Source organism: Streptomyces sp. WAC05374 (assembly GCF_004353505.1).
GTDB lineage: Bacteria > Actinomycetota > Actinomycetes > Streptomycetales > Streptomycetaceae > Streptomyces.
The window spans coordinates 168,969-181,528 of sequence record NZ_SMNQ01000001.1; the positions used below are offsets into that span (position 1 = coordinate 168,969).

The following is a 12,560-nucleotide window of genomic DNA, read 5'->3' on the forward strand; positions in this document are numbered from 1 at the left end:
ACCCGGTGAACTCACCAGCCCGGCGCCCCGTACGCTCTGTTCGACCCCGAGCAACCGGCGCGGGCGCGCGCACCGCTGCGTCACCCGCGTACGGGACGCGAATCTCGGCGGCGGGCCCGTGGAGGAGCTCCCGAAGCGCCTCCCGCGTCCTCTGCCCGAGCCCTGCACGAAGGACTGTTTCCATGGCCCTGGGCCCGCACGGACTCACCACCGCCGACGGCCGCGCGCTGATCGACTTTCTCGCCGACCGGATCGCCGAGGTGCCGACCGCCCCGGTCGAGCCGCTCGTCACCGGGCTGAACGCACAGCTCGGGCTCTACGCCGCACTGTTGCGGTACCGCGACCACGGAGCGCTCGACGTTCGCGACGCCGGGTTCATCGACGGCGTCGGCCTGGCGCTGCGTCAGGCCGCGGTGCGCTGGAGCGGGCACCCGGACTTCCAGGAGCACTGGGCGCCGCCGCGCGTCCCCGTCGAGGAGCTGTTCGTGCACGGCCCCCGGTACCGGGACACGGCCGCCCCGCGGTGAACGGCCGCGCCCGACGCCCCTTCCACCGGTACGGAGCCGTCTGCCGCTGCCCGGGCCATGGCAGCGATCCGAGTGGATCGGCACAGGGCGTCCAGGGGCCCGGCCTGCGGTCGTGCTGGCCGACACGACCTACTCGTCCGGCGGTGCGTCGGCCCGGGCGCCCCGCGTGGCTCGAGGCGAGCCCCGGAAACGTACCGTGATCACGACTCCTGGCCGGCTGCCGTGCTGTCGTCGGCGGGGATGCCGAGCCGGGCGGCCACCGCCGAGAGGGTCGGGCCCAGCGGGAGCGCGACGCGGGTGAGGGCGTGCGGGTCGCCCCGGGTGGGGTCCCGGTTGACGATCAGTACCGGCTTCCCCTCCTCGGCCGCCAGGCGTACGAACCGGAGGCCGGACATCACCGTCAGCGAGGACCCCAGAACCAGCAGCGAGGTCGCCCCGCGGACCAGCTCGCGGCAGTGCTCGATCCGCCGCGGAGGCACCGCTTCGCCGAAGAACACCACGTCCGGCTTGAGGATGCCGCCGCAGAGCGCGCAGGGCACCACCCGGAAGTCCCCCACCTGCTCGTCCGTGAGGTCGGCGTCCCCGTCCGGGTTGACGCCCGCGGCCACCGGTTCGAAGCCCGCGTTGGCCTCCTCCAGCCGCCGGGCCAGGTCGGCGCGCGTGCTCACGGCGCCGCAGGAGAGGCAGACGACCCGGGCGAGGCTCCCGTGGAGCTCCACGACGCCCTGGCTGCCGGCGGCCTGGTGCAGGCCGTCGACGTTCTGGGTGATCACCCCCGAGAGCAGGCCGTGCCGTTGGAACGCGGCCACGGCGCGGTGCCCGGCGTTGGGGCGCGCGCGGCCGAAGGTGCGCCACCCGAGGTGGCTGCGCGCCCAGTACCGGCGACGGGCCCGGGCGCCGGCGGTGAAGTCCTGGTACGTCATCGGCGTGTGCCGGCTCAGGCTCCCGCCCTCGCCCCGGTAGTCGGGGATGCCGGACTCCGTGGAGATGCCCGCGCCGCTGAGCACCAGCACACCGCCGCCGCTCAGCGCGTCCACGACCGGTCCCGGGTCGGTGGTGCCCGGCGGCCAGTCCTCGGTGGGGGTCCAGCTCAGAGTGGGGCGCATGCGCATGCCGCCAGGGTACGGAAACGCCCCCGCGTCCCGCCTGCTCCCGCCTGCTCCCGCCTGCTCCCGCCGGGTACGCGGCACGGTGTGCGGCGATACTGAGGGAGTGGCGGACAGCGAAGGCCGGACGGTCCGGCGCCTGGAGCGAGCCATTCTGGAGCTCCTGCGGCGTCGGGGCCCGACCGCGACGATCTGCCCCTCCGACGCCGCACGGGCGGTGTACGAGGGGGACGACGACGGCTGGCGTGCGCTCATGGAACCGGCCCGACGCGCGGCCCGCCGGCTGGTCGATGCCGGAGAGGTGCACATCACCCAGGGTGGCCGCCCCGTCGAGCCGTCGGAGGCCCGCGGACCGATCCGCATCCGCCGCGCCCACCGGCCCGGTCCCCCGCCGGCCGACGAGTAGCGCCGGCGCACGGCGGGCGCCCGTCTGTGCGCACCGTCCGCACCGCGTACCGCACGCACACCGCCCAGATGTGTCGGTTCAGCCCCGGTCCAGTGCGGTCAGGCCCTCCGTCCAGCGTGTGCGCCGCTCGGTCTCGTCCTGCTCCCACCAGGGCACACCGCGTTCGCCCAGCGCCACCTTCGCCATGTGCACGCGGGACCGGGCTGCGGCCTCCGCCTCCTCGTCGTGCGCGCGTCTCGCGGCGCCCACTGCCCGCCGCGCCGCCATGAGGTGGGTACGCAGGCGGGCGGCGACGTCCTCGGGGATCAACGGGTCGGTGGCGCGCCAGCGTCGCCCGTCGATGATGACGTGATGGCCGTCGGGAGTGCGGGCGGGGTGTCCTTCGCGTGTCACCCGCACCACTGTGCCGCCCGGGACGACGGGCCCCCGGCCACCGGGCGCGTACGGCGTGCCGGGCCCGGGTCTGCGGCACCGCCTCGCGCTCGGGGAGGGAGGGCTCACACCGGGCCGCCGCCGAATCCGATCTCGTTCCCGTCCGGGTCCCGGTACATGACCTTGCGCACGCCGTTCGAGTAGGTCTCGCGGTGCCAGGGCCGCAGGCCCCGCTCGGCGATCGCGGCGACGCGGGTGTCGAGGTCCTCGACGAAGACGGTGTGCATCGCGTGGCCGGCGTGCCCGGGCCGGTGCTCGACGTACACGTACCGGTGCTCCGCCAGCTCCCACACGGCTTCGGTGTCGTTCGGGACGAACGCCGGCGGCGAGCCGAGCAGACGCTCGTACCAGGCCAGGGCCGCCGCGTAGTCGTCGACGGGGATGCCTGCGAAGAGGTCGATGGCCATGCGGCCATGGTAGGTCCGGGCACGGCGGGGAAGGGAACGGCGAACGCCGGGAAGGGTGCTGGAGGACGACCGCTCCGTGGCGGCGGGCCGGCCCGGGCGGCCGGACGGCCGTGCGGGAACGGCGCACGCGTCTAGTCCTCCCAGTCCCATGCACCGATGTACGCGGCCCTGCCGGTCCGGCGGGCCTCCATCACCGCCTTCAGGCGGTCGAAGTCCCTCGCCGGCATGAGCGGCCGCCATTGCGGCAGCGGCAGCACCCGGCACTCGTCGTGCTCCTCGGGCGCGAGCCGGATCTCCTCGATCTGCCGATCCGAGAGCCGGCCTCCGTCGAACACGTAACCGGCCGTGGCGTACGGCCACTGCGCCCCGGGGAGACCGAACACCGCCGCCAGGAGCCGGGGCGGGCCGGACACCACGATGCCCGTCTCCTCCTCGCACTCCCTGACGGCCGTCCGCCAGGGGCGCTCGCCCTCCTCGGTGGTGCCGCCGGGCCACTGCCACGGGTGGGTGGAGGAGTAGACCGCCCTCAGGTGCAGGGGATGGTCGCGCTCGTCGGTGAAGAACACGGCGCCGAAGACCGTTGCCTTGGGCAGGGTTTCGGCGAACTGCTCGGGCGGCAGCCAGGCGGGGCTGGGGCTGGTGGTCATCGGGTGCTCCTGCTGTGCGGGGGTGTGGCGGTGAGGAGCGCCGTACCGTCGCCGCCGCCGCGTGCTGGGCGTCGTCGTTCACGTGCTCTCCCCGGTAGCGGCGTGCGCCTCGACCGGCTCAACGCGCCCGGGAAGGGGGCGTCACGGCCGGGCGCGCCACCGCCCCGCTGTCGGTCTCGCCGGGTGGCGGGGGCGGGGCCGCTTCGGGCCGGCAGGGCGCCCCTGGTGGAGAGGTCCGACTACGGCACGGGTAAGGGGGCCGCGACTGCGCGGCGGTCGGCCGGCCCCGTACACGTGGGTCCGGCCGACCGCTGCCATAGGCACCGGCCACCGGCCACCGGCCACCGGCCACGGCAGGATCAGGCGATGCCCACCTTCTGGTACGCCTCGTCGATCGCCGTCTGGGCGGCGGTCCGCAGCGGGGTGTTGCCGGACAGGTAGGTGCTGGTGACGTCCCGCAGTGCCTGGTGCATGTCCTCGAAGTCCGACTCGCGCAGCAGTCGCACCAGGGCGAGGTAGATGAGCAGCGCCCACTCCTCGACCTTGAGGACCGGCTCGCCAGCCGGGTCCACCGAGGTGAGCAGGTGGAACATCGCCTTGTTGTGGATGTTGCTGTTGGTGTGGACACCGCCGTTGTCCCGCGACGTGCGCAGGTAGTCGCGCATGTGGTCGGGGTCCCCGGTCCGGGTGGGGTCGCTCATGTCGCGCAGCGGCAGCCCGCGGGGCCCCAGCCCCTTGCCGATCTCCCAGTTCCAGGTGCGCACGTCGTCGCGGTCCGGTGCCTGGTACCAGTTGGCGATGCAGACGCCCATGGTGTCCGCCAGCGACTCGTTGAGCGCGCCGGACTGGTCCTGGTAGACCAGGTCGCTGGAGGTCTCGATCACTCCGTGGGTGATCTCGTGGGCGTTGACGTCGAAGTGACTGGCCAGGCTGACCAGCCGGTCCCCGTCGGCCACCTGGCCGAACCACATCCGCCGCTGCCACCAGACGGCGTTGACCCACTCGGGGCCCGGTCCGTCCTCGCGGTAGGTGCAGTTGACCACCGACACCAGGTCCATGTCGGCGTCGTCGATGCCGTTGCGGTGGAGCTGGTCGCGGTAGAACTTCTCCACCCGCTCGGCGTTGACGTGCGCCGAGACCCCGGCCCGGTGGCCGGCGCCGAAGTCCGCCTGCGCCGAGCCGATCGCGGCCGCCGGGGGGCGGGCGGTGTCGATGTCGGCGAAGTCCATGTCGTAGGTGGCGATCTGCCGCCACTGGTCGTGCAGGAGGAACGAACCGTTCTGCCGGCTGCCCTGGAACCGGTGCCGCACGCTCAGTTCGTCCTCGCCCTCCAGCCGCGTCGGCACGGTGATCGTGGGTGCCATCCCGTACGACTTGAGGATCTCGCCGGAGAAGGCGTCGACGAAGTAGCCGGTGAGCGGGAAGTCCTCGCGCGGCGAGGCGCCGAGCCCATGGCCGTGCCGGCCCTCCTCGGGCCGGTTCTCCGGCAGTTGGGCCGGCACGTCGCGCAGGTGCCAGGTCAGGTGCCAGTCGTCGTCGCGGCTGATGTACGCGAGTGCCGGCGGCGGCAGCTCCTCGGCGTCGACGGTGCTTCCCGTCGCCGCCTTGACCCGCTCCAGGGCGTCCGTGCCCGACAGGTCCGGCACGGTACCGACGCCGGTCACCTCGCCGAGCCTGGCGTCCATCGAGACGAGGCGCTGGTCCTCGTCCAGCTCGACCAGCACCTCGGCACCGAAGACGGGGATCTCGTGCCGGGTCTGCTCGAACCGCACGAGCGTGGTGCCCGTGCCGGCCTGGTGGCGCTCCGTGCTCAGGGCGAGGTCCGGTACGCGCTCGGGCCGGTCCTCCCGGACGGCGCCGCGCAGTGCCGGTGTCTCCTCCTGGGCGAGCTTCTCGGCGAGGTAGAACCGTGCCGCCGACTCGGCGGAGTTGAAGCCCCGTCGGCTCTCGGCCCCCTCCCCCGCCTCCGTACCGCGGAGGGACTCGGGCCCCGGGGGCGCGCCGCCCGCCCGTGGGTCGTCGGTGAAGTGATAGCGGAATCTTTCGAGATGTGACATGACTGCGACCCCTCGTCGCGCCCGCGTTGCTGGTGTGCCGCCCCCTTGTCGTTCCGCCCCGTTCGGCCCATGCCCCCTTCAAACGTCACACCGCGTGGTGCGGGCGGCAACCGGACGGATCGGTGCACCAGGCAACCCGTAACCTCTTCAACTGTGCGACGTTGAACGGCTTCTCGTACGCCACCGGATGCGGGAACGCAACCGCGGGACGACGATGGAACCAGCGGGAGCCTGTACTCGGAGCAGCGTGCACGGTCGCCGGCCGCGGGGGCGGGGCCGCAGGGCCTCCCAGGCTTCCGGGCCGCGGAGGAACCGAGATGCCCGTGCTCTTCTTCGACATCGGGGCGACCCTCGCGGACGCCCGGACCGAGCCCGACGGCTCGCTGAAACTCCTGCCCCGCCCCCGCGTCACCGCCGTTCTCGACGCCCTGCCCGACGTACCCCTCGGCATCATCTCCGCCCCGGGGACGGGCGAGGGCGCCGCCGCCTCGGTCGCGGCCGCGCTCCACGAGGCCTTCCCCGGCCGCTTCCCGGACGACGATCTCGTCCACTGGGGCCCGAAGGACAGCCGCGGGCTCTTCGAGGCGGCGGTCGCGAGCGCGGCCGGCGCCGGTGCGGCATCCGCCGACGAGTGCGTCTTCGTGGGCGAGGACCACCAGGAGCGCGCGTTCGCCGGACAGGTGGGGATGCGCACGTCGCCCCATCCCGTGTTCACCCTCGCGGCGCTGGAGGCCCGCCCCGTCTTCTGGGTCCGGATCGCACTTCCGGAGGGCCGGCGGCCGTCCGCGCTGGAGGCGATCGCGAACGAGTCCGAGATCGTCCCCATGCATGTCGCGTCCGAGCGCCTCGTCCTCGCCATGGCCACCGCGCGGGGCGTCCAGGCACTCGAACGGGCCGGGTGCGCCGTGGACATACGGGGGCACGTCGGGGACACGGCGGCCTTCCTCGTACGCGACAATCGTCCACTCCCGGCAGCCGAGGAGGCGGCCGAGGCCCTCGCGGCCACCTCGCCCGAGCTTCGCCGCGCGGCCGCGGAGTCCATGCGCGCCAACGCCGTCCTCGGCTTCGTCGCCGGGGAGCCGGCCGGTGCCGCGCGGGCGCCCCGCCCGTCGGCCAGGCCCCCGGGGACGAAGCCGGCGCCGGTCGTCCCGCTGGGACCCGCGCCGGGCGGCGTCTACCTCGCCGCGCCCGCCGGTGCCCCGGTCGAGGACGTGCACCTGCCGGACGCGAAGCCCGGGCACACCGAACGGCTGCTGCCCGATCCGGCGCTCCTCGCGCCACGCGGTGAGGCGCCGCCCGGGGGCATCGCGGCGGTGGCCGGCGACGGGCTCCCCTCCCGCCGGACGCTCGACGCGGTCCGCGCGGCCATCACCCCGGACGTACTGAGCGGGCACGTGGCCCGGATCTCCGGTGCCGAGCCGCTGGTGGCGGGCGGGCCGCTGCGCATCCGCAGCCGTGACGCCTCGTCCGAGGACAACGAGCGGGTCGTCGAGGCCCTGGCGCAGCGCTTCCGGGACCTCGGGCTGACGGTCCGGCGGCACTCCTTCCAGTGGCAGGGGCACCGGCTGTTCAACGTGGAGGCCGAGCACCGCGTCCCGGACGCCGACTCCACCGTACTCATCACCGCGCATCTCGATTCCACCGCCGCCAACGGCGACTTCTTCGACGCGGACGGTGACCCGCGCCCGTACGACCCGGCCGCCGACCCCGCGCCGGGCGCCGACGACGACGGGAGCGGCACCGCCGGCGTCCTGGCCGCCGCCGAGTGCTTGAGGACGCTGCTCGACGACGGGGGAACGCCGACCCGGAACATCCGCTTCGTCCTCTTCAACGCCGAGGAACAGGCCCTGACCGGCAGCAAGTTCTACGCACGGGCCGCCGCCGCCGCGGGCGACCGCATCACCGGTGTCTTCCAGATGGACATGATCGCGGGCCGGCAGCACGGGAGCGCGCCCACCATCGAGATCCACAGCGGCTCCTCGGTCCCCGGTGCCGTCGCCATCGCGTCCGACGCACTGGGCGGCCGGGTGGCCCGTACCGTCCCGGTCATCGATCCGGCGGTGACGGTCCAGCAGGTCACCGGCGACGACGACCCGGCGGTGGGGCGCAGCGACCACGCGAGCTTCCACGAGCGGGGGTGGGCGGCCGTCGCCGTCTCCGAGGACCTGTTCTCCACGCCCGACGGCGAGCCCGGGAACGGCACCCGGCAGTACCACACCCCGGGCGACACCCTCCACGACGAGGACCACAGCCCCGACTTCGCCGCCACCGTCGCACGGTCCGTCACCGCGACCGCCCTCACGCTCGCGGGTCTGTGAGGCCTCCCGCATCCCTGTGCGTGCAGACCTCGGCCCGCGCGGCCAGTAGGCTCCTGCCGACCGGGGCGGGGTCGGCAGGGGTTCCCGCCGGAGAACGTTCCGCACGGTGCCGTGCGGCCGGCGGCCTTTCCGAGACGGGAACGCGTGATGATCGCTCTTGAGTACGGGTACGAGGTGCTGCCCGGAGCGGCGGTGGACACCCCCGGCGTCGAGGACGTGCTGAGGCGCCGTGAGCGCGGCCTGCGGTGGGGCCTCCTGGCGCTCGCGGCCGAGGCGGCACTGCTAGCGGTCGTCCTCGTGGCCATCGGCCCCGGCACGGTGACGGGCCTGGTCACCGCCGCGTGCCTGGCTCCGCTCGTCCTGGTGACGGCCGCCCTGACGCTGCTCTGGCGCCGGGCGCGGCGCAAGGAGCGGCTGATCATGTCCACGTACGGCTGGCAGGTGTGGCCCGTCCGCACGCAGGACGTCCGGGTCGTCGCCGGTGAGGGCGAGCGGGCCCAGGGGCGGCGCTGGGGCACGGACGGCCGGGTGGTGCTGCTCCAGCCGGACGGGCAGAGCCACTGCTCGTTCCCGCTCCCCTCGGACGGATGGGACGGCCCGCAGCCGCCGCGGGGGCAGCGCCCGGCGGACCAGGTCTGGTTCGCCGGCGACACGCGGTTCGGGGGGATGGTCGCCGAGCCGGGCGGCCTGCCCTTCCGCTACGTCGTCCGCTCGACGCCGGGCAAGCGCCCGGGGACGGGGGCGGAGGACGAGCTGGCCCGCCGCGCCGGTCTGCTGCCCGGGGGCCGCGGCCACCGCTCCTGACCGCCGGCGCGGACAGTGCCGGACGGGGGCGGCGACGTGCAGGCGGGGGCGTGGGCGGCGACGTGCAGGCGGGGGCGTACGCCTATTGGGCACGAGGAGCACCAGGGGCGCGGGCCTTCGGGGGACGCCCGGCGGCTGCGGCGCGGCGCGGACCGGGCCGGCGACAGCAGCAGTCCCCGCAGTGCGTGAGGTGGACGCCTGCCGTGGCTACCGCTCGGGCCGGCGGACGTGGCGGGGCCCCGCTCCACGCACCGTCTCCACGGTCGCCACCGGAGCGGCAGGGGGTGTCAGCGCCGAGGCGGTGAGCGCTCGTAGGTGCGCCGGCAGGCTGCCGCCCAGGAGGGCGGTGACGTACTCGACCGCCTGCGGCAGGGAGAGCGCGGGAACGCCGCGGCGCAGGACACGCATGGCGTGCGGCCGCCCGCGGGTGAGCGCCACCGTCCGGACCTCGTCGTGCAGATCATCCACGGCGGTCCGTACGACCTCCCCCCGGACGCGACGGCGGTAGTCCGCCTCCCAGGTGCCCTCTCGCGCGCTGAGGACGCCGATCCGGTGCAGGCTCCCGTCGACGCGGTCGACGAGGTACGGTCCGTTGCCGGCCAGCGCGGGGCGGAGTTCCCGGTGCGCAGGTACTCCCGGGAGGTCCAGGAGACGATCCACGCCAGTTCGTGCGGCTCCGCTGCCACCACTGCCGAGCGCCTGGGGTCCCGGCCGTCGAACAGCCGCTTCCGATAGTCGCGTTCCCGTTCTTCCTCGACGATCCGCACCGCGTCGTCCCGTTCGATCACCCGTGCAGCATCGCGCGTCCGTCCCACGATGGCCTCGGCTTCTACGCGCGGGGCCCGGCCGCCCGCCCCAGGTGATCGGCGAGGGCCGCCGAGGCCGTAAGCTACTCATCGGTAATCGGGGGGTCACCGCGTCCACGGCGCGTCGCGTCCTCCCGGGGGAACACAGGGCGCCGGGCGCGCCGGACGGACCATCCGGTGGCGCCGCGCCCGTTGGCACGGGACGTACATGTACCACCATTCGAGAATCAGGGCCGTATCCTTCCTGCTCCTGCTGAGCCTCTTCGTGACGCTCGGCATGGGCAAGGAGAGCGCGGTCGCCGCGCAGAGCATCCAGGTCGTCGCCGCGGAGCAGGAGCTCGCCCGCGCGGAGGCCGAGCTCGACGCCGACCGGTTCGCCTCCATCGTCAAGGGGGCCGCTGCCGTCTCCGGCTGCGGCAAGCTGCCGCTCCTGGAGAAGCCCGCCTGCTACCGGGACTTCGCGGGCAAGGCCGTCAAGGTCGGCGCGGGCATCGGCATGTTCGCGTACGGCATCCACTACCTGCACAAGGACACCGTCGACCACTTCTCCACGGTGAAGAAGGAGGCCGCCGGGCTCCAGAAGCTGCAGGACGCCTTCAAGCAGGACCCGAGCACGATCGCGGACCCGGAGTACCGCAAAAAGGTCGAGGGTCAGATCCGCGCGGTCGCCGCGGGCGCGCAGGCCGACATCGACAAGCTGATCAAAGACGTACTGGAGACGATCGAGACCATCCTGGTCATGATCCAGCTCACGATGATGCTGATCCAGCTCGTCCTGATGCTGGCGAAGATCGTCGGCGACCCGAAGTTCCAGGCCGCCGTCGACGGCGTCAAGGGCAGTCTCGACGGCATCAACAAGGCCCTCGACGACATCAACGCCGGTTTCGCGCAGATGAACCGCGGCCTGAACACGATGAACGACGCCGTCGACGACATCAACCGCTCGCTCGACGACATGAACAAGTCCATCGCCAAGGCAAACAAGGGCATGGACCAGCTCAACCAGGGCATCGGCGAGGCCAACAAGGCCGTCGACGACATGAACAAGGTCGTCCCCGCCATCAAGAAGGCCGCGGAGGGCCTGCGCCAAGTGCCGGCCTTCGACTTCGACTTCTCCGGCCTGGGCAAGACCTGGAGCGACGGCTCCTCCGGCCTGGACGACGCGGAGCAGCAGCGCCGCATGTCGATCCTGCTCGGCCTGCTGCCCGGCATCGGGGACGGCAAGGGCATCGTGGAGGCCGTCACCGGCAAGGACCTGGTGACCGGCGAGCACGTCAGCGGCTTCGACCGGGGCCTCGGCTCCCTGGCCGTGCTGCGCTGGCTCAAGCTCGGCGGCAAGCTCCTCCCGGACGACATCAAGGGCGCCCGCAAGGGCGACGCGGTCTTCGAGTGCAACAGCTTCCCGGCCGGTACGCCGGTGCTGATGGCCAACGGCTCGCACAAGGCGATCGAGGACGTACGCGCCGGTGACCTCGTGCTGGCCACCGACCCGGGCGGCGACACCGAGCTGACGCTGCCGCGACCGGTGCAGTCGGTGCCCTTCACCTCCTCGTACACGGACAAGGCGTTCGTCCGCCTGACCGTGGCCGTGGGCGAGGCGGACGCCTCCCGGCCGGGCACCGTCACCTCCACCGCGAACCACCGGTACTGGCTGCCCGAGCGCGCGCGCTGGGTACCGGCCGGCGAGCTGCGGCCCGGCGACCGCCTGCGCACCCCCGACGGCGCGTCCGTCACGGTCACCGCCACCGAGCGCTCCGACGAGCGGCTGGACACCTACGACCTGGACGTCAGCGGCATCGACAGCTACTACGTCCGGGTCGGCACCGAGGACGTCCTCGTCCACAACTGCACCGATCTGGCGCGCGCCGAGCGGATGTTCCCGGGCGTGGCGCACACCCTGGACGAGCACGTCAACGTCACCCGGGACGAGATGAAGGACCTGGCCGTCAAGAAGACCCGGAAGGTCGGCCGGCCCACCCCGAACTCCCGCTGGGCCAGTGCCGACCTCGCCCAGAAGGCGGTCAACCAGCTCGTCGCCGACAAGAAGGCCGAAATCAGCAAGTGGGTCGCGGATGCCGGTAAGCCCAACGGGAAGCAGCAGCTCACCCTCACCGGTACGTACGGCACCGGGTCCCTGGGTGACAGCATGGACCACCTGGGCAACTACAGCTCCACCACCAGCAACCGCTTCAAGGTGACCCTGGCCATCAAGAAGGGCCACAAGCCCGGCGGCTTCTACGTCCTGACCGCCTACCCGCTGTAAGGGAGCGACTCATGCACGACCCCCTCGCCGTACGGGACCACCTGGCGTCCGACTTCGGAGCGACCGACCTGGGCACGTCCTTCCACCGCGACTGGGGCAACTACGCCGACAGCGCGCTGGACCACATCGCCCAGCGGTACGGCGCGCAGGGCGACCCGACGTCTCTGCTCCTGCTCATCGAGGACCTCCTGCGGCTGAGGGATTCCGGCCTCAGCGGCGAGGAGATCGGCCTGCTGTGGTACGCCACGGACATCTCGCTCGGCGCTCCGGGAATCCCGGGCAAGGAGCGGGAGTGGCTCCAGGAGGTGCTGTCCTTCGTCGTCCCCATCGCGCGGTCCCGCGGCGCCTCACCGGCTTCCTGCTCGACGTACCCCGCGTGCGTGCCGGACGGAACAAGTGCGGCGGCCGTCGAGCACCGGCGGATGACGGCGGACGTCGTCGACCTGGTCGGGGTGCTCGACCAGCCGCAGCCATGGAGCTCCACACCGCTGGTTCCCACGCGGCAGGCGCTCGTGCGCTGCGCCGAGACGGTGTGCCCGGAGCTGGCGTTCCGCTTCCTGCTCTGCGCCACCGGCCCGTTCTGCTCTCGCCTGTCTCCGTCGGCGTACGAGCGGCTGGAACGCGTCAGTGCGGCGTTCGGGCACGGGCCGCACGTGGTGAGTGCCGTCCGGCACCTCGTGGGCTGACGAGCCGTCACGCCCGTCTGCACACGCCGGCTCCCGCCGGCCCCCGCCGGTGGCGCATGCACGCCGCCGTACCCGTCCGGATGGCTTCCGGCCGGGTACGG

At 73.4% G+C, this 12,560-nt stretch carries 12 protein-coding genes; 6 read left to right on the forward strand and 6 right to left on the reverse strand.

Features of this window, described 5'->3' with window-relative positions:
- Window positions 1-182: 182 nt before the first annotated feature.
- Window positions 183-527: a hypothetical protein gene (locus E2B92_RS00820; protein WP_126882801.1), complete on the forward strand. Its 345-nt coding sequence runs from the start codon at window positions 183-185 to the stop codon at window positions 525-527.
- Between the two features lie 200 nt (window positions 528-727).
- Here E2B92_RS00820 and E2B92_RS00825 read toward each other — a convergent pair whose 3' ends face one another.
- Window positions 728-1,639, reverse strand: coding sequence for an NAD-dependent protein deacetylase (locus E2B92_RS00825; RefSeq protein ID WP_126882800.1), 912 nt, complete (start codon window positions 1,637-1,639; stop codon window positions 728-730).
- Window positions 1,640-1,739: 100 nt separating this feature from the next.
- Between E2B92_RS00825 and E2B92_RS00830 the strand changes: the two genes are divergently transcribed.
- Window positions 1,740-2,039 carry a DUF3253 domain-containing protein gene (locus tag E2B92_RS00830; protein WP_235023623.1) on the forward strand — a complete coding sequence of 100 codons (300 nt, stop codon included), beginning with the start codon at window positions 1,740-1,742 and terminating at the stop codon, window positions 2,037-2,039.
- Window positions 2,040-2,117: 78 nt separating this feature from the next.
- Here E2B92_RS00830 and E2B92_RS00835 read toward each other — a convergent pair whose 3' ends face one another.
- The 4 genes from E2B92_RS00835 to E2B92_RS00850 all read right to left on the reverse strand — a co-directional run bounded on the left by E2B92_RS00835 (window position 2,118) and on the right by E2B92_RS00850 (window position 5,582).
- The gene (locus tag E2B92_RS00835; protein ID WP_126882799.1) at window positions 2,118-2,432 is read right to left on the reverse strand and encodes a hypothetical protein; all 315 of its coding nucleotides are present in this window, start codon (window positions 2,430-2,432) and stop codon (window positions 2,118-2,120) included.
- A gap of 104 nt (window positions 2,433-2,536) precedes the next feature.
- Window positions 2,537-2,878: a VOC family protein gene (locus tag E2B92_RS00840; protein ID WP_126882798.1), complete on the reverse strand. Its 342-nt coding sequence runs from the start codon at window positions 2,876-2,878 to the stop codon at window positions 2,537-2,539.
- Between the two features lie 131 nt (window positions 2,879-3,009).
- The gene (locus E2B92_RS00845) at window positions 3,010-3,525 is read right to left on the reverse strand and encodes an NUDIX domain-containing protein (RefSeq protein WP_126882797.1); all 516 of its coding nucleotides are present in this window, start codon (window positions 3,523-3,525) and stop codon (window positions 3,010-3,012) included.
- 359 nt (window positions 3,526-3,884) lie between these two features.
- Entirely contained in the window at window positions 3,885-5,582 is a 1,698-nt protein-coding gene (locus E2B92_RS00850; RefSeq protein WP_126882796.1) for a M4 family metallopeptidase, read from the reverse strand.
- A gap of 317 nt (window positions 5,583-5,899) precedes the next feature.
- Here E2B92_RS00850 and E2B92_RS00855 point away from each other — a divergent pair, with 317 nt between their 5' ends.
- Together E2B92_RS00855 and E2B92_RS00860 are read left to right on the forward strand one after the other, a co-directional pair.
- Window positions 5,900-7,900, forward strand: coding sequence for a M20/M25/M40 family metallo-hydrolase (locus E2B92_RS00855; RefSeq protein ID WP_126882795.1), 2,001 nt, complete (start codon window positions 5,900-5,902; stop codon window positions 7,898-7,900).
- Window positions 7,901-8,047: 147 nt separating this feature from the next.
- Window positions 8,048-8,704 (forward strand): hypothetical protein, encoded by a 657-nt coding sequence (locus tag E2B92_RS00860; protein WP_126882794.1) that lies wholly within the window; start codon window positions 8,048-8,050, stop codon window positions 8,702-8,704.
- 207 nt (window positions 8,705-8,911) lie between these two features.
- Here E2B92_RS00860 and E2B92_RS00865 read toward each other — a convergent pair whose 3' ends face one another.
- The gene (locus E2B92_RS00865; protein WP_235023624.1) at window positions 8,912-9,364 is read right to left on the reverse strand and encodes a hypothetical protein; all 453 of its coding nucleotides are present in this window, start codon (window positions 9,362-9,364) and stop codon (window positions 8,912-8,914) included.
- Window positions 9,365-9,718: 354 nt separating this feature from the next.
- Here E2B92_RS00865 and E2B92_RS00870 point away from each other — a divergent pair, with 354 nt between their 5' ends.
- Window positions 9,719-11,773, forward strand: a complete 2,055-nt coding sequence (locus tag E2B92_RS00870; RefSeq protein ID WP_126882793.1) for a pre-toxin TG domain-containing protein — start codon at window positions 9,719-9,721, stop codon at window positions 11,771-11,773.
- A gap of 11 nt (window positions 11,774-11,784) precedes the next feature.
- Complete coding sequence (locus tag E2B92_RS00875) at window positions 11,785-12,459, forward strand: hypothetical protein (RefSeq protein ID WP_126882792.1); 675 nt, start codon at window positions 11,785-11,787, stop codon at window positions 12,457-12,459.
- The last annotated feature ends 101 nt before the right edge of the window (window positions 12,460-12,560 follow it).

Excerpts from the sequence above, each read along its gene's own strand:
- E2B92_RS00875 (WP_126882792.1), top strand. The coding sequence starts at position 11,785 with ATGCACGACCCCCTCGCCGTACGGGACCACCTGGCGTCCGACTTCGGA.
- E2B92_RS00860 (WP_126882794.1), top strand. The coding sequence starts at position 8,048 with ATGATCGCTCTTGAGTACGGGTACGAGGTGCTGCCCGGAGCGGCGGTG.
- E2B92_RS00870 (WP_126882793.1), top strand. The coding sequence starts at position 9,719 with ATGTACCACCATTCGAGAATCAGGGCCGTATCCTTCCTGCTCCTGCTG.
- E2B92_RS00825 (WP_126882800.1), bottom strand. The coding sequence starts at position 1,639 with ATGCGCATGCGCCCCACTCTGAGCTGGACCCCCACCGAGGACTGGCCG.
- E2B92_RS00855 (WP_126882795.1), top strand. The coding sequence starts at position 5,900 with ATGCCCGTGCTCTTCTTCGACATCGGGGCGACCCTCGCGGACGCCCGG.
- E2B92_RS00840 (WP_126882798.1), bottom strand. The coding sequence starts at position 2,878 with ATGGCCATCGACCTCTTCGCAGGCATCCCCGTCGACGACTACGCGGCG.
- E2B92_RS00845 (WP_126882797.1), bottom strand. The coding sequence starts at position 3,525 with ATGACCACCAGCCCCAGCCCCGCCTGGCTGCCGCCCGAGCAGTTCGCC.
- E2B92_RS00820 (WP_126882801.1), top strand. The coding sequence starts at position 183 with ATGGCCCTGGGCCCGCACGGACTCACCACCGCCGACGGCCGCGCGCTG.
- E2B92_RS00850 (WP_126882796.1), bottom strand. The coding sequence starts at position 5,582 with ATGTCACATCTCGAAAGATTCCGCTATCACTTCACCGACGACCCACGG.